This is a genomic window from Rhodococcus sp. P1Y (assembly GCF_003641205.1).
In the GTDB taxonomy this organism is placed as follows: Bacteria; Actinomycetota; Actinomycetes; order Mycobacteriales; family Mycobacteriaceae; genus Rhodococcoides.
In genome coordinates, this window is the sequence record NZ_CP032762.1 from 1121949 (window position 1) to 1147089 (window position 25141).

At 63.2% G+C, this 25141-nt stretch carries 27 protein-coding genes; 17 read left to right on the forward strand and 10 right to left on the reverse strand.

The window, feature by feature from the left end:
* Nucleotides 1-6: 6 nt before the first annotated feature.
* Together D8W71_RS05305 and D8W71_RS05310 are read left to right on the forward strand one after the other, a co-directional pair.
* Nucleotides 7-357 (forward strand): hypothetical protein, encoded by a 351-nt coding sequence (locus D8W71_RS05305; protein ID WP_153275313.1) that lies wholly within the window; start codon nucleotides 7-9, stop codon nucleotides 355-357.
* Between the two features lie 54 nt (nucleotides 358-411).
* Complete coding sequence (locus D8W71_RS05310; RefSeq protein ID WP_201265259.1) at nucleotides 412-1194, forward strand: hypothetical protein; 783 nt, start codon at nucleotides 412-414, stop codon at nucleotides 1192-1194.
* A 327-nt stretch (nucleotides 1195-1521) separates the two neighbouring features.
* Here the strand turns inward: D8W71_RS05310 and D8W71_RS27290 are convergent, their stop codons facing one another.
* Entirely contained in the window at nucleotides 1522-1689 is a 168-nt protein-coding gene (locus tag D8W71_RS27290; protein ID WP_153275314.1) for a hypothetical protein, read from the reverse strand.
* 484 nt (nucleotides 1690-2173) lie between these two features.
* The gene (locus D8W71_RS05320; RefSeq protein WP_201265260.1) at nucleotides 2174-2488 is read right to left on the reverse strand and encodes a hypothetical protein; all 315 of its coding nucleotides are present in this window, start codon (nucleotides 2486-2488) and stop codon (nucleotides 2174-2176) included.
* A 36-nt stretch (nucleotides 2489-2524) separates the two neighbouring features.
* Here D8W71_RS05320 and D8W71_RS05325 point away from each other — a divergent pair, with 36 nt between their 5' ends.
* A complete protein-coding gene (locus D8W71_RS05325; RefSeq protein WP_121111628.1) occupies nucleotides 2525-3577 on the forward strand; it encodes a transposase in 1053 nt (350 codons plus the stop codon).
* A complete protein-coding gene (locus D8W71_RS05330; protein ID WP_121111631.1) occupies nucleotides 3574-5073 on the forward strand; it encodes a hypothetical protein in 1500 nt (499 codons plus the stop codon). The genes D8W71_RS05325 and D8W71_RS05330 overlap by 4 nt, the downstream gene beginning before the upstream one ends.
* A gap of 46 nt (nucleotides 5074-5119) precedes the next feature.
* On the opposite strand, the gene D8W71_RS27835 is transcribed toward D8W71_RS05330, so the two are convergent.
* The 4 genes from D8W71_RS27835 to D8W71_RS05345 form a co-directional block, all read right to left on the reverse strand.
* A complete protein-coding gene (locus D8W71_RS27835; protein WP_236077725.1) occupies nucleotides 5120-5407 on the reverse strand; it encodes a DapH/DapD/GlmU-related protein in 288 nt (95 codons plus the stop codon).
* Nucleotides 5404-5682, reverse strand: a complete 279-nt coding sequence (locus D8W71_RS27840; protein ID WP_236077726.1) for a maltose acetyltransferase domain-containing protein — start codon at nucleotides 5680-5682, stop codon at nucleotides 5404-5406. Before D8W71_RS27840 ends, D8W71_RS27835 begins: the two co-directional genes overlap by 4 nt.
* 60 nt (nucleotides 5683-5742) lie before the next feature.
* On the reverse strand, nucleotides 5743-6234 hold the full coding sequence (locus D8W71_RS05340) for a hypothetical protein (protein WP_153275315.1): 492 nt from the start codon (nucleotides 6232-6234) through the stop codon (nucleotides 5743-5745).
* Nucleotides 6235-6319: 85 nt separating this feature from the next.
* A complete protein-coding gene (locus D8W71_RS05345; RefSeq protein WP_121111635.1) occupies nucleotides 6320-7000 on the reverse strand; it encodes a FadR/GntR family transcriptional regulator in 681 nt (226 codons plus the stop codon).
* Between the two features lie 177 nt (nucleotides 7001-7177).
* On the opposite strand from D8W71_RS05345, the gene D8W71_RS05350 reads away from it, so the two are divergent.
* Nucleotides 7178-8956 (forward strand): 2-isopropylmalate synthase, encoded by a 1779-nt coding sequence (locus tag D8W71_RS05350; RefSeq protein WP_121118618.1) that lies wholly within the window; start codon nucleotides 7178-7180, stop codon nucleotides 8954-8956.
* On the opposite strand, the gene D8W71_RS05355 is transcribed toward D8W71_RS05350, so the two are convergent.
* Nucleotides 8951-9544, reverse strand: a complete 594-nt coding sequence (locus D8W71_RS05355) for a hypothetical protein (protein ID WP_153275316.1) — start codon at nucleotides 9542-9544, stop codon at nucleotides 8951-8953. The two genes, D8W71_RS05350 and D8W71_RS05355, sit on opposite strands and share 6 nt — an antisense overlap.
* 153 nt (nucleotides 9545-9697) lie before the next feature.
* On the opposite strand from D8W71_RS05355, the gene D8W71_RS05360 reads away from it, so the two are divergent.
* From D8W71_RS05360 to D8W71_RS05370, 3 genes are all read left to right on the forward strand, one after another.
* Nucleotides 9698-10072 (forward strand): VOC family protein, encoded by a 375-nt coding sequence (locus D8W71_RS05360; protein WP_121111639.1) that lies wholly within the window; start codon nucleotides 9698-9700, stop codon nucleotides 10070-10072.
* A 93-nt stretch (nucleotides 10073-10165) separates the two neighbouring features.
* Entirely contained in the window at nucleotides 10166-12292 is a 2127-nt protein-coding gene (locus tag D8W71_RS05365; RefSeq protein WP_121111641.1) for a xanthine dehydrogenase family protein molybdopterin-binding subunit, read from the forward strand.
* 13 nt (nucleotides 12293-12305) lie between these two features.
* A complete protein-coding gene (locus D8W71_RS05370) occupies nucleotides 12306-12773 on the forward strand; it encodes a (2Fe-2S)-binding protein (RefSeq protein ID WP_121111643.1) in 468 nt (155 codons plus the stop codon).
* Between the two features lie 15 nt (nucleotides 12774-12788).
* Here D8W71_RS05370 and D8W71_RS05375 read toward each other — a convergent pair whose 3' ends face one another.
* A complete protein-coding gene (locus D8W71_RS05375; protein WP_121111644.1) occupies nucleotides 12789-13598 on the reverse strand; it encodes a mycofactocin-coupled SDR family oxidoreductase in 810 nt (269 codons plus the stop codon).
* A 109-nt stretch (nucleotides 13599-13707) separates the two neighbouring features.
* On the opposite strand from D8W71_RS05375, the gene D8W71_RS27540 reads away from it, so the two are divergent.
* From D8W71_RS27540 to D8W71_RS05415, 9 genes are all read left to right on the forward strand, one after another.
* Nucleotides 13708-13875, forward strand: coding sequence for a hypothetical protein (locus tag D8W71_RS27540; protein ID WP_201265261.1), 168 nt, complete (start codon nucleotides 13708-13710; stop codon nucleotides 13873-13875).
* A gap of 96 nt (nucleotides 13876-13971) precedes the next feature.
* Complete coding sequence (locus D8W71_RS05380) at nucleotides 13972-14421, forward strand: GtrA family protein (RefSeq protein WP_121118620.1); 450 nt, start codon at nucleotides 13972-13974, stop codon at nucleotides 14419-14421.
* Nucleotides 14422-14476: 55 nt separating this feature from the next.
* Nucleotides 14477-16678 carry a DUF2254 family protein gene (locus tag D8W71_RS05385; RefSeq protein WP_121111646.1) on the forward strand — a complete coding sequence of 734 codons (2202 nt, stop codon included), beginning with the start codon at nucleotides 14477-14479 and terminating at the stop codon, nucleotides 16676-16678.
* A gap of 46 nt (nucleotides 16679-16724) precedes the next feature.
* Nucleotides 16725-17789, forward strand: a complete 1065-nt coding sequence (locus tag D8W71_RS05390) for a Dyp-type peroxidase (protein WP_121111648.1) — start codon at nucleotides 16725-16727, stop codon at nucleotides 17787-17789.
* A complete protein-coding gene (locus D8W71_RS05395; RefSeq protein ID WP_121111650.1) occupies nucleotides 17786-18595 on the forward strand; it encodes a family 1 encapsulin nanocompartment shell protein in 810 nt (269 codons plus the stop codon). The genes D8W71_RS05390 and D8W71_RS05395 overlap by 4 nt, the downstream gene beginning before the upstream one ends.
* A complete protein-coding gene (locus tag D8W71_RS05400; protein ID WP_121111652.1) occupies nucleotides 18592-19485 on the forward strand; it encodes an alpha/beta fold hydrolase in 894 nt (297 codons plus the stop codon). The genes D8W71_RS05395 and D8W71_RS05400 overlap by 4 nt, the downstream gene beginning before the upstream one ends.
* A 120-nt stretch (nucleotides 19486-19605) precedes the next feature.
* On the forward strand, nucleotides 19606-20562 hold the full coding sequence (locus D8W71_RS05405; protein ID WP_121118622.1) for an acyl-ACP desaturase: 957 nt from the start codon (nucleotides 19606-19608) through the stop codon (nucleotides 20560-20562).
* Between the two features lie 93 nt (nucleotides 20563-20655).
* The gene (locus D8W71_RS05410) at nucleotides 20656-22209 is read left to right on the forward strand and encodes an acyl-CoA carboxylase subunit beta (protein ID WP_201265362.1); all 1554 of its coding nucleotides are present in this window, start codon (nucleotides 20656-20658) and stop codon (nucleotides 22207-22209) included.
* An 88-nt stretch (nucleotides 22210-22297) separates the two neighbouring features.
* Nucleotides 22298-23002: a M50 family metallopeptidase gene (locus D8W71_RS05415; protein ID WP_121111654.1), complete on the forward strand. Its 705-nt coding sequence runs from the start codon at nucleotides 22298-22300 to the stop codon at nucleotides 23000-23002.
* On the opposite strand, the gene D8W71_RS05420 is transcribed toward D8W71_RS05415, so the two are convergent.
* Together D8W71_RS05420 and D8W71_RS05425 are read right to left on the reverse strand one after the other, a co-directional pair.
* Nucleotides 22947-24407, reverse strand: a complete 1461-nt coding sequence (locus D8W71_RS05420) for an NAD(P)/FAD-dependent oxidoreductase (protein ID WP_121111656.1) — start codon at nucleotides 24405-24407, stop codon at nucleotides 22947-22949. The two genes, D8W71_RS05415 and D8W71_RS05420, sit on opposite strands and share 56 nt — an antisense overlap.
* A gap of 130 nt (nucleotides 24408-24537) precedes the next feature.
* The gene (locus D8W71_RS05425) at nucleotides 24538-25131 is read right to left on the reverse strand and encodes a TetR/AcrR family transcriptional regulator (RefSeq protein ID WP_121118626.1); all 594 of its coding nucleotides are present in this window, start codon (nucleotides 25129-25131) and stop codon (nucleotides 24538-24540) included.
* Nucleotides 25132-25141 lie beyond the last annotated feature (10 nt).

Consider the following 25141-nt stretch of genomic DNA (forward strand, 5'->3'; position numbering starts at 1 on the left):
TTTCCGATGAATGGTGGGTGGCGCATCCGTGCGTGGACACCTGTCGGGGCCGTCGTCGTTCTGCTGCTCGCCGGCTTCGGCTATTTCTCGGTACAGTACGGCTCGGTGTCGTGGTTGACGCAGATCCCGCCGGAATTGAACGTCGAGGGGCGGGAGTACAAGCCCAGCAAGCTCCCGCCGACTGAGACTGCACCCCAGCCGGATTCGCCGGCATCGCCCGAGTGGTATCCCAAGCATCACATGTGGCCGTTGGGTTACGACATTTACTGGCCTCGCGGGTACGAGACCTCAACGGCAGTGATACTTCAGTGGCGGGACGGACTCTTTTACCCGTACACCCTCCAAGGTGGGCCCTAGCAGCTCCGGGTTTACCTCGGACAAAGTCCGCCCCTCTGCGGCTATCCTTCCGTCATGAGCCGTGTGTGGTCGCCTGTTCTGGTGGGCCTCGCTGCAGTGGGCCTGTCGGCGTGCTCGTCGAGTCTCAACCCGCTCAACGACAGCGTCTCGTATCGTCCATCCGTAGCGACGGTGGTCGAGTCCCCCAACTGTCTGGCCGAGGACATCTACACCGCGCTGACTAGGTTGGGACCGTGGGATCCGGCGCTCACTCCGAACGCGCCCGCGCCCGGATACCCGCCGGCTCATTTTCAGCCGGTCGCAGTGCAGCGGTGCGAGCGAGGTGTCGACGAGACCGGGGCTCTGACGGTGGACTCTGTTCGACTCGAGGGCGACATCAGCGCGGTGGACGCAGTGTTCTCAGCGGATTCCGAACGTTTCCCCGACGGCGTCACGCCATCTTGTGTGTACGCGATGGAACCTCCTGCAGGTTTGTGGTTCGTGAACGAAGCGGGCGAGGCATTTCGTCCAGCGTGGCCGGCGAGCCCGTGCGGACTACAGAACGCGCCGATCGACGCACTCGCCGGCCTCACCGAGGTCTCTCGGTCCTCCCACCCCACGGGCTTCGACGATAGATACACCACCTCATGCGAATCCAGCTCGTACGGAACCGCTTTCGCGGACACCTCGTCCGATGACGTCGCTGCCGCCCAACAACGTGAGCGGGAGGGAAATATACCGGTGGTCCCGTCGTTGGTAATGCCGATAGACGACGTCGACGCGTTGAAACTGTGCACCTGCGCGCTACACACCTTCTCGCGTGGGCTTCCCCGATCGGATGTGCCCGATTCCACGTGACGCGAGTAGCGCCCCGAGAATGATCTCGCCAACGGCATCGCTCGTCCGGTAGTGCAGGTTGTTGCTACACACGCGTTCGAATTCACCTGTCGGGATAGCGCTTTGTCGCATGATGGCCTCTCCGGTCTGTCCATCCACCTCGCGCAAGTCCTGTGCCGGAATGGGGTTCAGGACCGACCCGCATCGAACTTCGTTGTCGCCGACGCTTTCCGTGCCGATCGCGAACGGTGCGAACACATTGTGAGCCGCAGCAGCACAGGCGCCCACAGCAAGCGCGCTGCATGCGACAGCGAACAGCAACCGGAACCTGCTAGGCCGACGAGCCAACTACCAGCAGTAACTGACGACCCCACCGAGAACGGCAACGAGAATCCACCACGACCAACTCGAGATTCCGACGAGCGAGAAGACCGATGCGCAAAAGATCAGCCAAAAAGGCACTGTGAACCAGAGCGGCCGTACCTGTCCAACCTGTTCGGCCAGTCGTTCCGTCATTGCGACATTCAACCACCTTGGCACGGCGACCGTGGACGCCCGTGGCGGACCCCTATTCTTTGGATACCCAGTCAAGTCGCGGCCCGAGCCTTGTTAAGTGCGTTGCCGATTATGTGCTCGGTCCCTCGCCATCCCCAGTAGATGCGGTAAGCGCCAACAGTGCGACAGTGATAGAAATCCAGGTGACTACAAATAGGAGGAAAGCGGTCGGTCCGAATATGGAGCCGTCACTGCACATCGTCGGGCCAGCAGAGGTTGTCCAGCAGCCAAGTTCCGCCCGATCCCGTAGTGCACCGACCAGTGGGGGCATGATCGCGGAAACCACGAGACCGCTCAGGATTGCTCCCCCAACGATTGCCAGTAACACTCGAGCCAATCGTTGCATGTAGTTGACATTGCCGCAGTTGCTCTTTCGGGTCTGAGCCGACTGGGGCGAAACGGCTGGGCCTGGGTGGATCCTTGATACTGGAATCCAGCAGGCGGTCTACAGGGGGAGCCCAGGGAGCCCGTCGATGCTCGACGCGTTCTTCTGAGCGCGGTACTCGACCATGCCCTGCTCACCCTTCTTCTCTGCGTGGCGTCGGATCAGATCGTGTTCGCCGATCTTGTCCATGACGGGCACGCCCCAGCCGCACGAGTCGCTGATCCTCGTGACGTCCACCGTAATCACGGCTCGCGTACTGGGGTTTGTGGGATGCCGCGCCACCACTTCTTCGAACATCGCATCGCCCGGCAACGCCACCGATCCCGTGCCATGTAGCCGTACGATTCTCGGGCGGCTGTCGAACGAGTTGAACATGAGACATACTCGGCCGTTTTCTCGAATGTGGGCGTCATGTCGGGTGTCGCATACGGTCCGGTGTCAGTCACGGTCGACGTGCTCACCACCGATCCCGGTGACCCCAGCACAGGTACCGAATGGGAAATCATCGAAGAAGCCACCATCAAGGTGAGCACACCGTTCCGAGTTCTCACCCTCGATGGCGAAGTTGCACAAGATTTTACGGTCCTGTCGCTCCCCAAGGGCCTCAATACTTTTCGGGTCAGCGCACGAGGTCGCGATGTGAGCCCGGGCCTGACCGCCACCGAGCCCACCGAGTCGTACCTCGTGCAGGTTTGGAAGGCCGCCCAGCCCGCCGCTCTGCGGCGACTCCACAAGACCGACACGGTGTGGAACGACGACATCACCGTCCACAAGGTCAGAAACTGGTGGGACCCCGATCCCGCCGGGGATGCGACCCTGTACATCAAGTACGGCTACGAGCAGATGGCGACGTGGGCCAAACAGAAGGCCATCGATTGGGGTGGGCGACCGCCCACCGACAAACTCGAACACACTGCCTATGCAAAACAGTTCGCATTTCACGACAGAATGCTCGTCGACGCACTGGCGCGCGCCCGCGCACCGAAACTTCGCAAGATTGCTGCGTGGGCTGCGCGCCGGGCTTACACGCTGGCCGGTGTCGCAGACATCGATTGGATTCGCGCCGGACTCGAGGCGTTCGAGAACGACACCCCGCTTCCGGCGCCGTTCGACGACCGGCACAGCACCAAAGTGTGGGACGCTTTCGACGCCGACACCCGTATCCAGCTGTGGGCAACTTCGAACAGTGGCGAGCGGGCTCCGACGGCCGCACTGGCATCGGTCAATTCGCTGACAGACGCCAGCTGGACCGAGCCGCTTCCAGCTCTGTTCAAAGTCCTGCGGACACTGCTGCAGGTGCTGGAAAGGGTCCACGCCCCAGACCAGGTGCAGGACCTCGACTATGTGGGGCTCATCGGTGACGTGCGTCGAGAGTTCTTCCCCAAACTGGCCCCTGCCGATCGATACGAACGCTGGATCGGTCACACGATCGATGATGTCCTGCAACCGAATGCCGGGAAATGACGGCGCCGCGGGTGCTGACCGTGATGGTCGAGGGATGGCTGGTCGAGGACGGATCGGTGCGTCCTCCCGCAGTCGGGCAGCCGTTGTCGATCAGCCTCGAGTTCTTTCGCCGCCCCGAACCCAACACCGACGAGAGAATCAGATCGATGCGGGCGGTCGCCCACCCCACGCTTGATCACCAACCACTGCGTCACCCCGACGGTCACTTGCAGTGGGAGACGGTCCTTCGCGGGGACGGATGGTCGGCAGCATGGCGGGCAGATCGTCCGGCTGTGGGCCCGATCGCTGAGGACGGGGTGTTCTACGTCGATCACGCCGGGAGAACCGACCCGGTGCGAGGGCTGGTGACCCGGGTTCGAAGCCAGTTCGGCACAATGGTATTCACTGATCAGGGCTGGCGGCACAGTGCGACCGATCCAGTCGAACTGGAGGACGTCGATACGTCACCTCGGTGGTTCGACGGATTCTTCGACGAACATCGTCCGCAGCCCGGCGACACCAGGCGTCACCACTCGGGGGTGGTCATCGACTTGGATCTCGACGCCGCCCCGCCCGCCCCGCTGAGGCCACGCGTGGTGCCGTCGGCCGCAAGTGTCGCCGGACGGACGTTGTGGCTTCTGGATCGCGAGTTGCCGGTCTTGGTTCGAGTCGTCGATCCGGCGGGTGCCGTGAACGCAACAGAATATGTACTGCCGGCCGGGGTGGTGAGTGCTCTTATTCATCCCCAACCTCGGCGAGTGTTCGCCGACGGGTCCGGTTGTTGGGTCGCCGGCGGTTCGGACGTGTTGCGCTGCAGCATCGTCGACGGTGAGATGTCCGTACAGCGTTTCGATCTCGGCTCCGTCCTGTTCGCCACTGCCCGCCGAGGTTCATTGCTGGTGTTCACCGAGGACCAAACAACTGTCATCGGCAATGACGGCGGAATGCAACAGGTGACGATGCCCGACGACGGCCCGCGTCGTGTCGTCGATTGCGCTCCGACGGATACAGGCTTCCTGCTGCTCACTGTGGGAGGCGCTCGGCACACCCTCGAGGTGTCCGAAATCGACAACCGCGGTGCCTACCATCGAGGTTACGAAGTCGAGGGCAGCCGAGCGTTGTTCTTGGCCGAGACCGGCGTCGGCGTTCGCGTCTTCACTCATGGCGGAGTGATCGATGCCCGTTCGGGGAAAACGCTGTTTGCTCAACGGTTTCTGTCGGGTGGACGTGTCGGTGACCGGGTGTGGGTCGTGCGGCACCGCCCGGACGGCAGTGGGAACCATGGATGGTGGCCCGTTGGCGGGAGTGATCAGCTTCCGCCTCGGGAGGAGGGGCAGTGGCTCTTCGTGGTTCTGAGTCCCGTTACCTTTGAGGTGTTCTCGGTTTGTCCAATCAAGACGACCAGGCCCGACGTCACTGTCGACGAGGAAGGTCGCATATGGATCGCCGGTCTCGACGTGCGCGCGAGCGGTCCTGGTGACGGCACGATCGACCTCGACGTCGCGGCGCTTCTGTAGTGACAGCCGAACGGGATGCGCTACAGGACGCTCGAGCGCACCGCTGCTATTCCTTTGGTGTGCTCCGAAGTATTGCCGCGGGGGAGCCTGCGGCGACTACGTGATCCGGGATGTCATGCAGAACTACACTTCCGGCGCCAATGACGGAGTTGCGTCCGATCGTGACCCCTGCTCCGACGGTCACTGCGGCGCCGAGCCATACGTTGTCGCCGACGGTTATCGGATGAGCTCGTTCCCACCCCTCCCGCCGTCGCCGGTGGTCGTCGACGGGGTGGAGGGCCGTCATCAACTGTGCGCCGGGTCCGATGCGAGTGTCATCTCCGATTGTGATCACGGCGTCGTCCATGAAGAACGCGTTGGCGTTGACGAACGATCGAGCTCCGAGCCGAACGTTGTAGCCGTAGCTGCACTGAAACCGCGGCACGACGACGGCGTCGTCACCGAAGCGCCGAGCATCTCCGCCAGGATTCCGGCGCGTCCTGCGTCGTCTACAGCGGGCACAGCGTTGAACGCGTCGAGTTGTTCGGAGCAGCGTCGACGTCGTCGTCGAAGTTCGTCGTCGTCGAGGTACCACTCGCCGCGTTCCAATGCGCGGACCGCTTCAGACATGTGCACATACTCGCACCCCGGTAGTCCGTCGACCAGTGCGACGTGGCCGGGGTCGACGCACTACCGGTCCTCGTCAGGCAGAACAGCCGGGACGACGCGCCACAACTTGCTGAGTACGAAGACGACCGGCAGCAGAAAGATCGCGTAGGGAGCGGCAGCAACCCACTCTTCGCCTGTAGTCAGCACGGGGCTCCAGCTGTTGGGGTCTCGTTGGGTTGGTGGGGCGATTGCATTCAGAACCGGGGTGGATGCTGCGAGTACGCAGAACAGCGCGGTGAGCGAAAGTGCTGCTGTGGCGTACCAACGCCCACGGCGGAAGGTCGAACGATGCGGGAGTTCGGAGACGCCGTTGAACGCGAAGAGTGCGGCGGGAATCAACAGAATGAGTCCAACTGCTGTGACGATGTTCCAGGTCACCACTAGATCGCCGATGTCGTCCCACATCAGGCCAAGGGCACCGACGACCAGGGTAAGACACCACCACAGTAGTGGGAGCAGCACGACGGTCAATATCAAAGGCCGTTGCGTCGCCGGCGAAGCCGATTTCGTCATGCGGCGATCGGAATCCATGACGTATACGGCGCTTTCGAAGCACCCGTTGATAACTCGGAGCAGCGCAGCTCCCGGTGGTCATCGGTCACGTGGACGACCGCATAGCGCCCATCAAGTCGCGAAGGTGGGCTCGTGTCAGAGACCGCGCCCGGTCCGCGTCCCGCGCGCAGATCGCCTCAACCACGTGCGCGTGAATTGCGTGGTCGTGATCATCACCGAAATCCTTGGCCATATTCAGCATTTCGGCCATCGCGCTCCGCAACCGAGGTGTCATGGTGTCGAAGAGGCCCTGTAGTACCTCATTGTGAGACGCTGAGACGATGCTTCGATGAAAAGCTATGTCCGCGTCGACCAATTCGGAGATCTCGGAGCGCCGCTTGGCGCGAAGCCGCAGTGCGCTCTGAATCGCCTTGATATCAGCGGGGGTCCGGCGAGTCGCTGCGAGCTCGGCGGCCTCCCCCTCGACAGCTAAGCGGGCTTCGAGAACTGCGTCGATATCTGCTCGTTTGAGTACTAGATCCCATTCGGCTCCGGCCTCGTCGACCGAATGTACGAACACCCCCGACCCTTGCCGCGCAACCAGTATGCCCCGGCCGGCGAGTTGCCGGGTCGCTTCGCGCATCGTCGACCGGCCAACGCCGAGCTGTGGGGCCAACGTGGTCTCGCCGGGGAGCTTCGTGCCGACGGGCCATTCACCGGATTTGATTCTCGCCCATAGACGATTGGCTGCCTGATCGGCGAGCGATTCACGTACGACCGGGTCCATCCCTGCATCCTACTCCTCAGGTTGTCTGAGGAGTTGTGCTAGGTTGCCTCTATGTCGTCAGGTGTCCATCTGCTCCTTAGCGGCCACGGCGGGGTCTAGTCGAGTCGGCACCCTCCCGTGGGGCTCGACCATCCGCCGACCGTCCACCGGTTAGTCGACGAGAAGGTTCTCAAAACTATGTCCGCGTTCCCCACCATCTCCACTCCTGCAGGCCCCGCCCCATCCGATGCGCCATCGTGGAACCGGCAACAACGATCTCAAATGCCGTCGCACCGCTATCGTGACGTGTTCAGCAAGGTCGATGTGCCGCTCGTCGACCGGAGTTGGCCCGACAGGAGGCTGACCGAGGCTCCTCTGTGGGTGCCGGTCGATCTCAGGGACGGCAACCAGGCACTTCCCGAACCCATGAATCCCGAACGCAAACAACGGTTCTTCGAACTCATGGTTGCGATGGGTTACAAGGAAATCGAGGTCGGTTACCCCTCCGCCTCGCAGACCGATTTCGATTTCGTGCGCCTACTCGCCCGCACAGACCTCGCACCCGACGACGTCACCGTCGTAGTTTTCACACCCGCGCGCCGCGACCTCATCGAGCGAACCGTCGAGTCCGTGCGCGGCATCAGCAACGAAGTTGTCATCCACATGTACACGGCCACAGCACCGACATGGCGCGATGTTGTCCTCGGACGCAACACCGACGACCTTCGAGCCCTGATACTTTCCGGGGCGTCCGACGTCAGGGAGTTGGCTGGTGACCTACCGAACGTGCGTTTCGAGTTCTCACCAGAAGTATTCAACTTGACCGAGCCCGATTACGTCCTCGACATCTGCGATGCCGTGACCGACCTATGGCAAGCGACTCCGCATCGGCCGGTCATCCTGAACCTCCCGGCGACGGTCGAGGTTGCCACGCCGAACGTGTACGCCGACCAGATCGAGTACATGCACCGGAACATAGCTCGCCGCGACAGTGTGATTCTGTCGGTGCACCCGCACAACGACCGTGGAACCGGAATCGCCTGTGCCGAGCTCGCTGTCCTCGCCGGTGCGCAACGCGTCGAAGGTTGCATCTTCGGCAACGGTGAACGCACCGGCAACGTCGACATTGCGACGCTAGCGCTGAATTTGCATGCCCAAGGGGTTGATCCAATGATCGATTTTTCGGATATCGACGAAATCCGCCGCACCGTCGAACACTGCAACCAGCTCGAAGTCCATCCGCGGCACCCGTACGTCGGAGACCTCGTCCACACTGCCTTCAGTGGGACACACCAGGATGCCATCAAGAAGGGGTTCGCCGAGCACCAGATCCGCGCGCAGGGGGAGGTACATCCCGACTCTGTGGAGTGGCGTGTTCCCTATCTGCCCATCGACCCAGCGGACATCGGCCGCTCCTACGACGCGGTCATTCGTGTGAACTCTCAATCGGGTAAAGGTGGGATCGCTTACCTCCTGGAAACCGGCTACGGGATCGAACTCCCACGTCGGCTGCAGATCGACCTCGCCCGGCACGTTCAACGCCGCACGGACTCGGTGGGCACCGAGCTCTCGGCCGACCAGCTATGGCTTATCTTCCGGGAGGTATATGCCGGCGGAAAAGGTGCCGACGATGTTGCTTTGACCAGCTTCGATTCGCACGAAAGTGACGGCCGGAATACGACTGAAATCACGGTTGAGATCTGCGGCGAACAGTGGGAGAGCACCCACAAGAGAGTCGGACCGGTGGAGGCGCTCATCGAAGCGCTGGCAGCTTGTGGGCGTCACGTCGACATTCTGAGTTTGACCCAGACCAGCGTTCATGCCGGCAGCGACAGTGAGGCGGTGACAATTCTGGAGGTCCGTACCGCCGAGGGGTCCAGTTGGGTTGCGGGAGTTGATCGCTCTGTTCTGACAGCCACGCTCGATGCCGTCATTCGCGCCGCCAACTCGGCGGACCGCGCTACTGCTGATCTATGACATCCCAAAGGTCGGTGATTCGCCTGCCTCGACAGCATGCCCATTCCACACGAACCTGCTGGCGGGAAGGTCGGTGTGTACCTCCATATCGACGAGGCTCAGGGAGTTCTCGTGGTCAGGGCTACTCAGTTCGACAATGATCGCGGTTTCTTCGTCGAACACCATGACGGTGGTGGCGGTGGAGGACGTGACTTCGACCGACCACGCCGGCCGGCCGTTGTGTTGGACCGCTTTAGGACGGCGTGCACCATGCTGCACTCGTGTGCGGCGTGCGAGGAGCGACCGAGGACCGAAAAGGTCTCTTGGAACGAACGATCGGCCGAGGCGTATCAGGCCGCCTCTGCGTTGATGGACCATGAACTCACCTACTCGGGCGACGGCCACGGTGTCTGTCGAACTCGACGATGCGTAAACGGCAACGCCGTTGCGTTCGACCCACCAGCGATCTCCATAGCCGTGCCAGAATACGAAGTTGTCGTTCACACGACCGGTGTCGGTGTCAGCGCTGACTTCTAGAGATCCAGATACGTATAGATCGGCGACAGCCGTGTTGCGCGCTTTCAGCTCCGAGAATGTCGGGACGTCCACCACAGCGAAATTACACCCGAAGTCCACTGTGTACCTGAACTAGGGCTTCGCGGGCACCTCTCGGCCGTTGACGCAAGTCTGCCTGCGCGATGAGTTTCTGGCGGACGAGGGGTCGGTATTGCCGAGAGAACAGGAAACGAGCAAGGAGGACCAATGGCTGATGCAGTGGTGACTGGCCTACGGGTGGTTGCAATTCCGGTAACGGATCAGGACCGAGCGATCGACTTCTACGGCGACGTACTCGGATTCGAGAAGACAATGGACGGCGTCATCGACGAGATGTCGACCAGATGGGTCGAGATGACACCACCGGGCTCACCGGTGTCGATAGCACTCGTTCCCGCATACGAGGGCTTCACCGCCGCCCGCGACACCGGCATTCGTTTCACGACTCCCGATGCGGCTGCGTTGCACGCCAGAATTCGAGCCGCGGGTGGACATGCGGACGAACTCCTGCAGTGGGAGGGAATTCCGCCGATGTTCGATTTCTTCGACCCCGACGGCAACACCCTCTACGCGATGCAGTGATGACGATCGCGCAACCCCGACATCACCGTCGACTCCCACCAGCCGCTAACGTGATCTCTGGGCGCGGGGCGGCCGACTGACAGGGGGAGCGGCATGACGCGGGTGAGCAGGCGGACGTTCCTGACGTCCCTGCTGCTGGCGCCCACTCTGACAATGGCGGTGTCGCAGAAGGCCACGGCTGCTCCGGCAGAAATGGACCTCGGGGACGTGCTCGTCATGGCCGGCAGGCCGACCGAGCATCTGTTGGTCGTCATCGACGTGCGCGCCGACGGCACGGTCGGCCTGGAGCTTCCGAGGGCCGAGGTGGGTCAGGGGCTGACTACTTCCCTTGCCATGCTCGTCGCCGACGAACTCGACATCCCGGTCGACGCTGTCCGCGCCACTCTTGCCGACGCCCGGCCCGAACTGTTGTTCAATCAGATGACGGGCAGTTCGAACTCCGTCCGCTCGATGTATTGGCCCGTTCGGCACGCTGCGGCCGCTGTTCGTGCCCGGCTGATCGCTGCCGCCGCGGTGCGGTGGGCCGTGTTTCCGGACTCGATCACCCTCTCGGGAGGTGTCGTCGAGGCTGCCGACGGTCGCTCGGCGGGCATCGGCGACTTCGCCGTCGCGGCGGCTGATCCACTCCTGAAAATCGTCCCTTCGCAGCCGAAATCCACCGACCAGCTACGTCTGGTCGGCACGCCAACTCGCCGCTCGGACGCACGTGCCATGATCACCGGGTCGACTCGATACGCACTCGACCTCGACATTCCTGGGGCGCTGCCGGTTGTCGTCCGTCGACCGCCCTCGATCGGCGGCACGGTGACCGACGTCGACGAGGATGCGCTACGAGCGATGCCAGGCGTGGTCGATGTAGCCGTCGTCCCGACGGGTGTTGCCGTGATGGCCGAGACGTTCGGTCAGGCAATCGATGCCGCGAGCGCTGCGGTGGTCACCTGGGCGCCGGGTCCGGTGGACGCGGAGAACGACGAGACCATTCGTGCGCGTCTGCGCGACGCCGTCGAACCCTTCACTACCACCGGTGAACTCGAGGCCGGATTCGATTTCGCGTTCGTATCCCACGCCGCCATGGAGACCAATTCTGCTGTTGCAGATGTTCGTTCGGACTCTGCCGAGATCTGGGGATCGATGCAGACTCCCATCGTCGCGAAGCAGGTCATTGCGGGGGTACTCGGGTTGCCCGTCTCGAAGGTCTCCGTCCACGTCGTCAACGCTGGAGGGTCGTTCGGGCGACGCCTGTTCTTCGATGCGCCGCTCGAGGCTGCGAGAATCTCTCGAGCGATGGGTCGACCGGTTCGGCTGATGTGGACACGGGTGGACGACATGCGCCACGGCCGCGCCCGTGCCGCGTCGCATCATCGCTTCCTGGTGCGGACCGACGGACAGAAGGTCGCGTCATTCGAGCATCGAATCTTCTCGGTGGCAACGGATTTCTCCCACGGGTTCGGTGAGATTCTCACGGCGTCGGGATCGAGTTCGTCAGGGCGTTCGGTGTTCTCGCAGACGGTGGTGACGCCGTATTCCTTCGGGGAGGTGATCGAGTCCCTTCGGGAAGTGCCTCTGCCCATGAACACCGGAAGTTGGCGCTCGGTGTTCTCGGCCACCAGCCGCGGCGCCGCAGAGGTCGTGGTCGACCGGATTGCGGCGAAGCTGGGGATCGATCCTGTCCAGTTCAGGAGGGCGCACCTGGGTGACGCGCGCCATCGCGCGGTTCTCGACGCAGCAGCGCGTGAGAGTGGCTGGGGTGCGCCGATGCCCGATGGATGGGCGCGCGGGGTCGGCTTCCATGCCGAGTACCGCTCGTGCACTGCGTGTGTGGTGGATATGGACGCCACCGACCCGAAACGGCCGCGGGTTCGGCGCGCGGTGATTGCGGTCGACGTCGGGAAGGCGATCAATCCGTCTGGACTCGAGGCACAAATGCAGGGCGGCCTCACCGACGCCATATCGACGACCTTGACAGCCGGCCTCCACATCGATGCAGGTCTTCCACTGGAAGGCAGCTTCTCTCAGTTCCACTTTGCGCGGCAACGTGATTCGCCCCCTGAGGTTCGCGTGATCGTCATCGACAGCTCGGACGACCCCGGTGGTGCGGGGGAGCTCGGTGTTCCCTCCGCGGTCGGTGCCATCGCCAACGCGTACGAACGGGCAACGGGTAGCGTCGTCGCTTCTTTCCCTATTTCCTTCGACATCGATTTCGAGCCGTTCCCGCGATGAAAGGCACTGCTGTATGCACGAATTCACGGTGAACGGTTCCCGTGTGTCGGTCGACGCACCGGACGACCTCGCGCTGCTGTGGGCGCTGCGAGACAAACTCGGCGTTCGGGGGCCGAAGTACGGCTGCGGGATCGGGGTATGCCACGCCTGCACGAGCCACCTCGACGGGGAGGAGATCCTGCCCTGCATCACCCCTGTTGCCGAGGTCGACGGGCGAGAAGTCACCACCATCGAAGGCCTGGCCGACGGCGACACCCTCCACCCCGTCCAGCAGGCATGGCTCGAGGAGGACGTGGCGCAGTGCGGGTACTGCCAGCCCGGGCAGATCATGGCCGCGGTTGCGCTGCTGAAGCGGACCTCGGAACCGACCGACGCGGAGATCGATCGAATCGAGAACGTGTGCCGCTGCGGTACGTACTTCCGTATCCGAAAGGCGATCAAGCGGGCAGCGGAGTTGTCCCGCGAGAATGAGACCGGATAGCCGACAAGGTGCCTCTCAGCGGGTGAGCGTGCCGAGGTCCACTGGTAGTTGAATGCCGGTGACGTGACGCGCCTCGTCGGAGGCGAGCCATGCCACGGCCGCGGCGATGTCCTCGGGCTGACTCACCGGGTCGGGCAGTGAACCCATGAAGATCGGGCCGAGGGTTGCGCCGTGTTCACCGATGAGCGTCATCATTTCCGCCGGCTGCATCCCGGTCTCGACGCCGTGCGGATGAACGGTGTTGACACGAATGTTGTATTGGCCGAGCTCGTTGGCCATCGTCCTGCACAGGCCGACGATGCCGTGCTTGCTCGCGGCGTAGGCACCGAGGAACGGGAGTCCGCGCAACCCGGCAACCGAGCTGGTGAAGACGATGGACCCGCCGGTGCCCTGTTCGAGAAGAATCGGCACCGCTGCCTTCGCCGTGAAGAACGTTCCGGTGAGGTTGACGTCGAGGGTCTCCTTCCACTGCTCGGGGGTGGTCTCCCAGGACATCGCAGCCGAACAGATGCCTGCGTTGGCGATGACGACGTCGAGGCGTCCCAGCTGGGCGACGCCGTCGCGCAGGGCGGTGTCGAGGGCGTCGAAGTCACGGATGTCGGTCTGCGATGCGACGATGCGTCGATCGAGGCCTTCGACGGCGGCCACGGTCTCCGCCAGGTCGGCAGGCGTCGCGCCGTCGTAGTGCGTGGAGTCGAACTCGCCGCAGATGTCGACCGCGATGATGTCGGCGCCCTCGGACGCGAGTCGGATTGCCTCGGCGCGTCCCTGCCCCCGCGCTGCTCCGGTGATGAATGCGACTTTGCCCTCGAACCGTGAAGTCATAGTCGGACGCTACAACGCCAGTGGGGCCTCGGATGTCCGATTCGGGGCGGATTCGACCGACTCTTCGGCAGCCCAGTACGGTAAGGGGCGACACGGGAGGTAGGCAGTTATGGAAAGTATCGGCGCGTTCATCGGAATCGTCGTGGTCGTTCTGACGATCGTCTTGGTTGTATTCGGGTGCGCGATGCTGTTCCTGGCATCGATCAAGCCCGATCTGTTCAACTTCGATCTGACTCGTCGGTCGCGTGCGAAGGCCGAGAAGGACTCTTCTTCTTAGAGATTTAGGTCATAGTCGGGGATCGAATCTGCCGATGTTGCGGTTATATGTATGTCACGCGGGGCTCCGCCTCACGGGCAGGCAACTGGAGACATCATGAGCAGTTCGGTGGAGACACGGTCCGTCGCTCACTGCGGCCCCCGGCTGAAGGCTCGTTTTCTCGGTGAGTCGGCCACTGCCCAATTCGTTCGCTTCGTCGCTGTCGGCGTATCCAGCAACGTCCTCTACGCGGGACTGTTCGTCGCCCTCGCTACGCTCGGTTCGTTCACGGCCAATATCGTCGGCATCGCAGCCAGTACGGTTCTCGCCAACGAACTCCATCGTCGTCACACCTTTCACGCCGCAGCGCGTGTCGGCTGGTTCGAGACTCAGTGGGAAGCCGGCGGTCTCGCACTCGTCGGAATCGCCCTCGGCACGGCCGCCTTGGCAGCAGTCCACGTCCTGTTTCCCGGTTCGTCCTCGATCGTCCAGATCGTCGCCGTCATCGCGGTCAGCGCCGCCACCGGGGCTCTGAGATTCCTCGCTTTGCGAGGCTGGGTGTTCTGACACTGTCGGCGGCATCTCGGCGATAGGCTTGCCCAACTGGGCAGGAGGCCTGCGTATGGGTAGGTGGTTCACCGAGACGGTCGTCGACAACGGCCGTCTGCCGCTGTTCTTTCTGCTCGTGTCGTTTCTTCTCGCGTTTCTGTTCATCCGATTCAGCGTTCGGATGATCCGTGCCGAAGTGTCCTGGTGGCCCGGCAACGTCACGCCCGGCGGCATGCACATCCACCACGTCATGTTCGGCCTGGTCATGGTGCTGATCTCCGGCTTCGCACTCGTCGCCATCGCGAACTACGAGACCCCTGTCGCGAACTGCGTTCTTGCCGGCATTTTCGGCGTCGGGAGTGCCCTGATGCTCGACGAGTTCGCACTGATTCTGCACCTGCGTGACGTCTATTGGGCAGAGGAAGGCCGATCGTCGATCGACGCGGTGTTCGTGGCCGTCGCGATCACCGGCCTGTATCTGCTCGGCGTTCATCCGATCGGCTTCGCGGGCGACTTCGACGCCTACCAGGAGGACAGGTCGCTGGTGACTCTCGCCGTCGTTCTCGGCGGACTCGCGTTCCAACTCGCACTCGCCGCGATCACCCTGCTCAAGGGCAAACTGTGGACGGGGCTAGTCGGGCTGTTCTTCGTTCCGCTGCTGATCGTCGGGGCGTGGAGGCTCGGCCGCCCGAACTCACCGTGGGCACGGTGGCGCTACCGCGACAAGCCCAGCAAACAAGCAAAAGCGTGGCTGCGAGAGAAGAAGTTCCGCGAGCCAGTGGTCCGGGGGAAGATCGTTGTCCAGGAAGCACTGTCGGGCCGATTCGGGGTACCCGTCTCGCTGGCGCCGGTCGCCGAGATCGCCGACCCGGTCGGTGCGCCTGAAAAGCTGCCGAATCGGCTGCTCACGTCGATGCGGTGGCGACAGACGCGTCGACGCCTACGTCGGCCACCGGTGTGGCGCCTACCGATTGTTCTGGTCGTTCTGTCGTTGGTGTCGGCGGTCGTACTCGTCGAGATCGACGATACGATCGCGGGCTCGGATGGTGCGGTATCGACCGACCCTGGAATCGATATCGGCGCTACCGCAACCCTTTTGGCAGTCATCGCAGGCGGGATGATCACGCTCACCGGCCTGGTGTTCACCGCTACCACCCTTGCCATGCAGTTCGGTGCGTCGCAGATTTCGGTGCGGGTCGTGCCGATGCTGCAGCACGAGCCCATCATGCGGTGGTCCATCGGAATGTTCCTGTCCACGTTCGTGTTCGCGGTTGTCATCGCCTCGGATCTCGCGTTGTCCGGCCAGGATGCGTCGCCGGTGCTGTCGACGGCGATTGCGATTCTGCTGTCGTTCGTCAGTGCGTTCTTGTTCGTCGGACTCGTCGCGCGGGTCGGGATGATCCTCAACTCGTCCCGACTGCTCAGGTGGATCGCCGCGCAAGGCCGTACGACCATCTTCCGGATGTACCCCGAGTCCTCGAAAGAACCCGCAGCCCTCGTCGATGCACCGGAGCGGACTATCGTCGAAGAGCCCGGCCCGCTCGGGACGTCGGCGACCATCAGGCTCAGTCAACTGTCACCGGACGGACGGATTCTGCTGGCGGTCAACACGGCCGGCATCCAGCGGATGGCGACATCCTGGGGCGTGACGGTGGAAGTATTGCCCACCATTGGAGAGTTCGTCGCGCAGGACGCGGTGCTGTTCGAGGTGGACGGCCCACAGCTGCGTGTCCGTCCGCACCGGCTCATGGCCGCGCTTGTTTTCGGTGACACCCACAGTCCCTCGGTCAGTCCAGCAGCTGCGTTGCAGGCGATAGTCGACATCGCACTGAAGGCGCTGTCGCCGGCGATCAACGACCCGGGCCGGGCGGTCCAAGCCATGGACCACCTCGAGGACTTGTTGATGACGCTCGCACCCCGGGTTCGTGCCGAGGCGGCGGATTCGGCATTGACGCGCATCCGCGGAACGCGCCGTACCTGGGCCGACTACGTCACCATCTCCACCGACGAGATTCGACACTTCAGCAAGGGATCGACCCAGGTTCAGCGTCGGCTGCGGTCACTTCTGGTGACCTTGATCGAAGCGTGCCCGGCCGATCAGCACCCACCCTTGGACGCGCGTCTGGCTGCCCTGGACGCCCAGGTCGCGAGGGAATGGACGGGAGCGCTGGACATCGAACTCGCCAGCGCCTCGGACCCCCAGGGCCTCGGGTCCGAGCGTGGGTCTGCGGGCCGGGTCCACCCCCTGGTGCTGGGAGTGGAGCCTGCGGAATGACCCGGGGTTACCAGCCAGCGGGTAGTGATCGGTAGCGAATCCTGCAATGACGGGGACCCTGTGCTGTGTAAAACTCATTCTCGTGACTCCACAACCTGTGCTTTCGCCGTTGACCACGGCGGCGATCTTTCTCGTGGTCACTGTCGACGAGGGCGGCGAGGATGTGGTTCGTGATGTCCTCGCCGACATCCAGGGTCTGCAGCGGTCGGTGGGATTTCGGATTCCCGATGGGAAGCTGACGTGCGTGGTCGGTGTCGGTTCCGACGCATGGGATCGGCTGTACGACGGCCCGAGGCCGGCCGAGTTGCATCCGTTCGTTCCGCTGGAAGGTGCGACGCACAGTGCGCCGTCGACGCCGGGTGATCTGCTGTTTCACCTACGGGCCCAACGGCAGGATCTGGTGTTCGAGATGGCGACTCAGATCATGAACGCCCTCGATGGTGCGGTCACCGTCGTCGACGAGGTTCAGGGTTTTCAGTTCTTCGAGATGCGCGATCTGATGGGTTTCGTCGACGGCACCGAGAATCCGTCGGGCGACGCCGCCTCAGTGGCGGTCACCGTCGGTGACGGTGACCCCGACTTCGCGGGCAGCAGCTACGTGATCGTGCAGAAGTACCTGCACGACATGGGTTCCTGGAACTCTTTGGCGACCGAGGAGCAGGAGAACGTGATCGGTCGGACCAAGCTGACCGACATCGAGATGAGCGACGAGGTGAAGCCGCCGAACTCGCACCTCGCGCTCAACGTCATCGAGGACGAGAACGGCGTTCAACTTCAGATCCTGCGCAACAACATGCCGTTCGGCTCCGTCGGGTCCAAGGAGTTCGGAACGTATTTCATCGGATACTCGTCGACGCCCACCGTCACCGAGCAGATGTTGCGCAACATGTTCCTCGGTACGGACGACGCCGATCACGACCGCATTCTGGACTTCTCGACGGCGGTCACGGGCACGTTGTTCTTCGTTCCCACAGTCGATTTCTTCGAGGATCCACCACCGCGTCCCGAGCGTCTCACCGAGAATGCAGACCCGGTCACCCCGGCATCCGACAGTTCACTCGGAATCGGAAGCCTTCGAATTTCGTCAAGCAAGGGAGTTCCAGTCCAATGAGTAATCTTCATCGCGATCTCGCCCCGATCTCGGCGGCTGCGTGGGCCGAGATCGAAGAAGAGGCGACGCGTACGTTCAAGCGAAACGTCGCAGGCCGTCGAGTGGTGGACGTGGAGGGACCGTCGGGTCTCACGCTCGCCGCAGTCGGAACCGGACATCAGAGTTCGATTGCGCCGATCACCGAGGGTGTCATCGCACATGCTCGTCAGTCCAAGCCTGTGGTGGAACTTCGTGTTCCGTTCACCGTCAGCAGGTCTGCGATCGACGATGTCGAGCGGGGTTCGAGCGACTCGGACTGGCAGCCCGTCAAGGATGCCGCGACTTTGGTCGCGTTCGCCGAGGACCGCGCGATTTTCGAAGGGTACGCGGCAGCGGGTATCACCGGTCTTCGGGAGAGTGCAACCAATCCCGAACTGAAATTGCCCGCCGATCCCAGGGAGTACCCGGAGACCATCAGCCAGGCGATCACGGCGTTGAGGCTGGCGGGCGTCAACGGACCGTACTCGCTGCTGCTGAGCGCCGAAGCATTCACCGCGATCAACGAGACCTCCGATCACGGCTACCCCATTCGCGAACACCTCCGACGGCTACTCGACGGCGAGATCATCTGGGCGCCTGCGATAGACGGCGCGTTCTTGCTCACCACACGTGGCGGAGACTACGAGCTACACCTCGGCCAGGACCTGTCGATCGGGTACCTCTCGCACGACGCCACGACAGTCGATCTCTACTTTCAGGAGTCGTTGACCTTCCTGGCGTACACCGGTGAAGCCGTCGTACCACTGGTCGCGGCGCCCAAGGTATGACCCAACTTGATCCGCCGCGGTGGTTCACCGACGCGATCGCGGTCGAACCGTCGCTGACGGACGTCGAGGTGCTCGGCGCCTCGATCAGGGTCAAGGCCTGGGGTGACGAGGATGCCCCTGGCATCGTGTTGGTGCACGGCGGTGCGGCGCACTCCGGCTGGTGGGACCACATCGCACCGTTGCTCGCGCGCCACTACCGGGTCGTCGCGCTCGATCTGAGCGGGCACGGCGATTCTTCCGTGCGCGACGGGTACGGGCTCGACGTGTGGATGGCCGAGGTCCTCGCCACGGTGGATCACGCGAACTTTCTTCACCCGCCGATACTCATCGGTCACAGCATGGGTGGATGGGTCGCGATGGCGTCGGCGACCGACGATTCACGCGTCGCCGGTGTAGCCGTCATCGACACTCCGTTGAAATCTCTTTCTCCGGAACAGGTTGCGGCAAGCGAGAAACGAGCTTTCGGGCCGCTCAAGGTGTATCCGTCACTCGATGTCGCGGTCTCGCGCTTCAGAACAGTTCCGGAGCAAGCGGACTCGCTGCCGTACGTCATGGACCACGTCGCACGCGCATCAGTGCGTGAGGTCGAGGGAGGGTGGTCGTGGAAGTTCGACCCACGGATCTTCGGGAGTGCCAGACCGACGCCGGAGCTCCTGCGTGCCGTTCGCCCTCGCGCGGCGGTATTCCGGGCCGAACGCGGACTGGTGACCGAGGAGGTGGCTTCGGACATGTACGAGCTGTTCGGGCGATCGGCACCGGTGATCGAGATTCCTCTTGCCGGTCATCACGTGATGTTGGATCAGCCGCTGCCCCTCGTCGCTGCGTTGCTGACGCTTCTCGCGGATTGGCACCACTCCGTCGCGCAGGCCAGGGGTGCCGTAGGAATGTGAACGCCCCCAAAGGGCCGTACACCGAGGTTGCTACATCTAACAGAATATTCGGCAGCGCCTCTGCAGACCGGTCGAGCGGACCTACGCTTTCGTAGGTATTCGATTCGAGGAGGCATGTCCATGGTCAGGGAACTGACACAGCTGGAGCTGCTGCGTGAGCTGGTTCCGGTCGCGGAAGACAACGTGAACCGGCACCTGTCGATGGCAAAGGAATGGCACCCGCACGACTACGTGCCGTGGGACGCGGGTCGCTCGTTCGCCGAGCTCGGTGGCGTCGATTACGACCCGGAGCAGAGCAAGCTGTCCGATGTGGCACAGGCTGCGATGGTCACGAACCTCCTCACCGAGGACAATTTGCCGTCGTACCACCGCGAGATCGCGGAGAACTTCTCCCAGGACGGTGCCTGGGGCACCTGGGTCGGCCGGTGGACCGCCGAGGAGAACCGTCACGGCATCGTCATGCGCGACTACCTCGTCGTCACCCGCGGCGTCGATCCCGTCGCGCTCGAAGAAGCGCGCATGATCCACATGACCAACGGGTTCGCATCGCCCGCCGGTTCGCATACGGGGCTATTGCATTCGGTGTCGTACGTGACGTTCCAGGAACTCGCGACCCGTGTGTCGCACCGCAACACCGGCAAGGTGTGCGACGACCCCATCGCCGACCGGATGCTTCAGCGCATCGCGGCGGACGAGAACCTGCACATGATCTTCTATCGCAATATCTGTGGGGCTGCGATGGACATCGCTCCCGACCAGACGCTCAATGCTGTCTCGGACATCGTCACCAACTTCCAGATGCCGGGAGCGGGGATGCCGAACTTCCGGCGCAACGGTGTGTTGATGGCCAAGCACGGCATCTACGACCTGCGTCAGCACCTCGAAGAGGTCATCTGGCCGGTGCTGCGCAAGTGGCGCGTGTTCGAGCGCGAGGATTTCACCGGTCGAGGCGAGAACAAGCGCGAAGAACTAGCCGCGTTCCTCGAAGACCTGGAGAAGCAGGCCACCAAGTTCGAAGAGATGCGTGACCGGTCCCTCGCACGTGAAGCCGCGAAAGCGCAGCGTCAGGCGTCGTAGGCGACTCCGTCGCATGTGAACGGAAATACATAGAGGGGTATGTATTTCCGATCACATGCGCGCAGCGCCCTTTCCCTTCAGCAACGGAGTTCGATTGTGAGTACCACTGCCGAGAAGCTTGTCTCCCTGCACGAGAAGCTCGAGGAGGCAATGAATCCCGGCAGTGAGCGGGCAATCGCCAAGCGCACCGCCGCCGGGCTGCCGAGCCCACGTGACCGGATCGATGCCTTGTTGGATCCGGGTAGCTTCATCGAGTACGGCGCCCTGATGCGAGCACCGGGTAGCGACGCCAATCCGTACGGTGACGGTGTCGTCACCGGCCGCGGCACCGTCGCCGGCAGGCCAGTGGTGGTGTACTCGCACGACAACACCGTGTTCGGTGGCTCGCTCGGAGAGATGTTCGGGCGCAAAGTCGTTGCGATGATGGAACTGGCAGCGAAGACGGCGTGTCCGATCATCGGCATCAACGATTCGGGCGGTGCCCGAGTCCAGGACGCGGTGACGTCCCTGGCGTTCTATTCGGAGATCGGTCGCCGTCAGCGCCTGCTGTCCGGGCTTGCCCCGCAGATTTCCATCATGCTCGGCAAATGTGCCGGCGGCGCGGCGTATTCGCCTGCGTGCACCGACTTCATCGTCGCGGTTCAGGATCAGGCGTACATGTTCGTCACCGGACCGGACATTTTGAAAGCCGTTACTGGCGAGGATATCTCGGCAGAGGATCTTGGCGGAGCGAAGCAACAGGCAAGCTACGGAACGGTGCATCACGTCGCCGATTCCGAACCGGACGCGTTCGCCTGGGTCAAGACGTTGCTGGGTTACCTGCCCAGCAATTGCCACGAGACCGCACCGCTGGTTAATCCGGGTCTCGAACCGACGGTGACGGACACGGACATGAGTCTCGATTCGTTCCTTCCCGACTCGGACAACACCGCGTACGACATGCACGACATCATGATGAAGGTGTTCGACGACGGCGAATTTCACGAGATCGGCGCGTTGTATGCGCCCAACGTGATCACCGCATTCACCCGGGTCGACGGCCGGACCGTCGGTGTCGTCGCGAATCAACCGACGTATCTTTCCGGCGCTCTGGACATCGCGAGTTCGGAGAAGGCCGCGCGGTTCATCTACATCTGCGACGCCTATGCCATCCCGATCGTCTTTCTCGTAGACATTCCCGGTTACCTCCCCGGCCTGGAACAGGAGCGGGCGGGAGTGATCTACCGCGGCGCGAAACTTCTTGCAGCGGTGATCGAATCGACAGTTCCCAAGGTGACCGTGGTGATACGCAAGGCCTACGGTGGCGGCTACGCGGTGATGGGTTCGAAGAATCTCGGTGCAGATCTCAACTTCGCGTGGCCGACCGCGCGCATCGCGGTCATGGGCGCCGAGGGAGCCGTCGGATTGCTCAGGCGTCGTGAAATCGCGGCTGCAGGCGAGGACGGGCCTCGGGTGCGCCAGGAGTTCATCGACTTCTACAACGAGTTCGTCGCAACGCCGTACACCGCGGCCGAGCGTGGATACATCGACGCGGTCATCGAGCCGTCGCAGACCAGGCTCGAGATCAGGCGTGCACTGAGGCTGCTGGCGGACAAGACGCCAGAACCACTCCCGCCGCGGCGCAGGTCGCTCCTGAGGCCGGTGTAGGCGGCGTTGCAGTAGTGGCACGGTTAACTGCCCCGGGCGGCACTTAACCGCGCCACTGGCGGCGGAGCCGCCTCACGCATAATGAGGAGTGACCGAATTCTGGGACCGCATTTCCGCGGTCAGTCCTGATCCGCCCGTCTGGATCGTCCAAGTAGCAGCTCTGGTGGCGTTGGCGATCGTGCTGATTCCGCAGACGTGGAGGATCGCGCGCAACGTCGTGACGATCGCACACGAGGGCGCGCACCTGTTCGTCGCGCTGATCACCGGTCGGCAACTGATGGGCCTGCGGCTGCACTCGGACACCTCGGGCGTCGCAATCTCCAAGGGCAAGCCGACGGGACTGGGCGTCATCGCGATGACGTTCGCCGGGTACGTCGGGCCGTCGCTGCTGGGCCTGGGTGCGGCGCTGGTGCTCGGTACGCAGCACGCATCAGCGGTGCTGTGGATCGGGATTGTGTCGATTGCGTTGATGCTGCTGATGATTCGAAATATCTACGGCCTGTTGTCCCTGGTCACCGTCGGTGCCGCGCTCTTCGTGGTCTCCTGGTGGGGAACCGGCGAGCAGCAGGTCGCCGCCGCGTATTTCCTGACGTTCTTTCTGCTGATCGCAGGCCCGCGTCCCGTCCTCGAACTGCAGCGTTCACGCAGTATGGGACGGGCACGCGACTCCGACGCCGATCAGTTGGCTCGTCTGACGTTTCTGCCCGGCATTGTCTGGGTCGGCCTGTTCTTGCTCGTTACGCTCGGCTCTCTTGCAGTGGGCGCGTGGCGGATTCTGGTTCCGGTGCAGTGACGTCGGGCGCCGCGACGGGTTCTGCCGTGAAATAGACCATTGCTCGACGCGCGTCGACTTGTTGCTCGGTGATGGCGAGTTGGCCGCGGCTTCGTGAGAAGAACGCGGTCAGCCAGGAGATCACGGTGGTGAGCCGGCTGCGGAAGCCGACGATGTAGAGCAGGTGCACCAGCAGCCACATGACCCAGGCGATGAAGCCGGTGATCTTGACCGGCCCGACCTGGGCGACGGCGGAGAACCGCGAGACCGTGGCCATCGAGCCCTTGTCGAAGTACTTGAACGGTGTGCGTTCGGGCACGCTCTTGCCCGCACGCACCGCTTCGACGCCGTCGGAGATGACGCGTGCCGCGTAGCGGCCACCCTGGATCGCGACCTGAGCGACACCAGGAAGCTTGTCGAGGGACATCATGTCGCCGACGACGAACACCTCGGGATGTCCTGGGAGTGAAAGATCTTTTTCGACGAGCACGCGCCCGGCGCGGTCGATCTCGGCGCCGGACTGCTCGGCGAGGGTCTTGCCGAGTGGGCTCGCGGCTACACCTGCGGACCAAACCTTGGTGCGGGAGGCGATGCGGCGGATGGTTCCATCGGAATCCTTGACGGTCAGCCCGTCGGCGTCGAGGTCGGTGACCATCGCGCCGAGCTGGATGTCGACGCCCATCTTCGTCAGGCGCTTGGCTGCGGCCTGGCCGAGGGAGTCGGCGAAGGGCGGCAGCACCTTGGGTGCGGCGTCGAGGAGGATGATCTTGGCGCTGCGACTGTCGATGTGGCGGAAGGCGCCGTCGAGTGTCTTGTTTGCGAGTTCGGCGATCTGACCGGCCATTTCGACGCCGGTGGGTCCTGCGCCGACGACGACGAAGGTGAGTAGACGCTCTACTTCGGCCTGGTCGGTGGCGAGTTCGGCCTGATCGAACGCACCGATGATGCGGCCGCGTAGTTCGAGGGCGTCGTCGATGGTTTTCATGCCCGGTGCGTATTCGGCGAAGTGGTCGTTGCCGAAGTACGACTGGCCTGCGCCTGCCGCGACGATGAGGCTGTCGTAGCCGGTCTCGGTGACTCGTTCGAGGAACTGGGAGGTGACGGTCTTGGACTCCAAGTCGATGGAGTTCACGTCACCGAGGATGACCGACGCGTTGTCCTGGTCCTTGAGGATCATGCGCGTCGAGGGCGCGATTTCTCCTTCGGAGAGGATGCCGGTGGCCACCTGGTACAGCAACGGTTGGAACAGGTGGTGGGTGGTCTTCGCGATCAGAGTGACGTCGACGTTGGCCTTGCGCAGCTGTTTGGCCGCGAACAGCCCACCGAACCCGGAGCCGATGATGACGACATGATGCCGATGAACCCGCTTCGCCAGCGCTGGGGTGAGCTCGGGCGGGTTGGATGCGGCTGAGCTGGATGCGGACATATGGGTGTGTCCTTCCACGTTCGGGACGGGTCGGTGTGCGGCCGTCATGTGTGCTGTGTCACTCTGTTTGTTGAACAGTACACCACTGCATGTTCGAATGTTAAGACAAGCCCAACTGATCTCGTCGCGGCTACGACGTAAGTCCGGCCCACAGGAGGTCCGACGCGGCGGCGACGACGTCGTCCACGGACGCGCCGTCGAGCATCTGTCCGGCGGCCAACGTCGCGATTCCGTGGAAGGTCGAAAAGGCAACCAGTGCAATGGTTGACGGATCGCCCGTGGAGATCTCGCCTGCGGCTTGCGCGTCGGTGATCACCGATACCGTCAGGTCCATGGCGGACTGCCCTGCGGTGAGGAGCTGTTCCGTCGCTCCGGGGGCGTGCTTGGTGCTGTACATCAGGGACAGAAGTTCGCGATGGTCGAGCGCGAACCGAACGTACGCCTCGGCCAACGCGGCGAGGCGACGCCGTGGTGCTGCAGGTTCGGTGACGGCCCGTGTCATCGCCGAGGTCATCTTCAGGAAACCGGATTCCGCCAACGCGTCGAGGAGGGCCTGTTTGTCGCGAAAGTGACGGCTGGGCGCGGCATGACTGACGCCTGCCTGACGGGCGAGCTGACGGAGAGACAGGCCGTCCGCCCCGACGTCCGTCAACATCGATTCGGCCTGCTCGAGCAGGACCTGACGCAGGTTGCCGTGGTGGTACGGCTGTTCGTCGACGGGCATGCGAGGAGCG

Bases quoted from the DNA above. Each gene is read 5' to 3' on its own strand.
- D8W71_RS05370 (WP_121111643.1), top strand. From the start codon at position 12,306: ATGCACGAATTCACGGTGAACGGTTCCCGTGTGTCGGTCGACGCACCG.
- D8W71_RS05400 (WP_121111652.1), top strand. From the start codon at position 18,592: ATGACCCAACTTGATCCGCCGCGGTGGTTCACCGACGCGATCGCGGTC.
- D8W71_RS05385 (WP_121111646.1), top strand. From the start codon at position 14,477: ATGGGTAGGTGGTTCACCGAGACGGTCGTCGACAACGGCCGTCTGCCG.
- D8W71_RS05360 (WP_121111639.1), top strand. From the start codon at position 9,698: ATGGCTGATGCAGTGGTGACTGGCCTACGGGTGGTTGCAATTCCGGTA.
- D8W71_RS05420 (WP_121111656.1), bottom strand. From the start codon at position 24,407: ATGTCCGCATCCAGCTCAGCCGCATCCAACCCGCCCGAGCTCACCCCA.
- D8W71_RS05345 (WP_121111635.1), bottom strand. From the start codon at position 7,000: ATGGACCCGGTCGTACGTGAATCGCTCGCCGATCAGGCAGCCAATCGT.
- D8W71_RS05380 (WP_121118620.1), top strand. From the start codon at position 13,972: ATGAGCAGTTCGGTGGAGACACGGTCCGTCGCTCACTGCGGCCCCCGG.
- D8W71_RS05405 (WP_121118622.1), top strand. From the start codon at position 19,606: ATGGTCAGGGAACTGACACAGCTGGAGCTGCTGCGTGAGCTGGTTCCG.
- D8W71_RS05325 (WP_121111628.1), top strand. From the start codon at position 2,525: ATGTCGGGTGTCGCATACGGTCCGGTGTCAGTCACGGTCGACGTGCTC.
- D8W71_RS27540 (WP_201265261.1), top strand. From the start codon at position 13,708: ATGGAAAGTATCGGCGCGTTCATCGGAATCGTCGTGGTCGTTCTGACG.
- D8W71_RS05375 (WP_121111644.1), bottom strand. From the start codon at position 13,598: ATGACTTCACGGTTCGAGGGCAAAGTCGCATTCATCACCGGAGCAGCG.
- D8W71_RS05390 (WP_121111648.1), top strand. From the start codon at position 16,725: ATGACGGGGACCCTGTGCTGTGTAAAACTCATTCTCGTGACTCCACAA.
- D8W71_RS05310 (WP_201265259.1), top strand. From the start codon at position 412: ATGAGCCGTGTGTGGTCGCCTGTTCTGGTGGGCCTCGCTGCAGTGGGC.
- D8W71_RS27840 (WP_236077726.1), bottom strand. From the start codon at position 5,682: ATGTCTGAAGCGGTCCGCGCATTGGAACGCGGCGAGTGGTACCTCGAC.
- D8W71_RS05425 (WP_121118626.1), bottom strand. From the start codon at position 25,131: ATGCCCGTCGACGAACAGCCGTACCACCACGGCAACCTGCGTCAGGTC.
- D8W71_RS27290 (WP_153275314.1), bottom strand. From the start codon at position 1,689: ATGACGGAACGACTGGCCGAACAGGTTGGACAGGTACGGCCGCTCTGG.
- D8W71_RS05365 (WP_121111641.1), top strand. From the start codon at position 10,166: ATGACGCGGGTGAGCAGGCGGACGTTCCTGACGTCCCTGCTGCTGGCG.
- D8W71_RS05330 (WP_121111631.1), top strand. From the start codon at position 3,574: ATGACGGCGCCGCGGGTGCTGACCGTGATGGTCGAGGGATGGCTGGTC.
- D8W71_RS05395 (WP_121111650.1), top strand. From the start codon at position 17,786: ATGAGTAATCTTCATCGCGATCTCGCCCCGATCTCGGCGGCTGCGTGG.
- D8W71_RS05350 (WP_121118618.1), top strand. From the start codon at position 7,178: ATGTCCGCGTTCCCCACCATCTCCACTCCTGCAGGCCCCGCCCCATCC.
- D8W71_RS05305 (WP_153275313.1), top strand. From the start codon at position 7: ATGAATGGTGGGTGGCGCATCCGTGCGTGGACACCTGTCGGGGCCGTC.
- D8W71_RS05320 (WP_201265260.1), bottom strand. From the start codon at position 2,488: ATGTTCAACTCGTTCGACAGCCGCCCGAGAATCGTACGGCTACATGGC.
- D8W71_RS05340 (WP_153275315.1), bottom strand. From the start codon at position 6,234: ATGACGAAATCGGCTTCGCCGGCGACGCAACGGCCTTTGATATTGACC.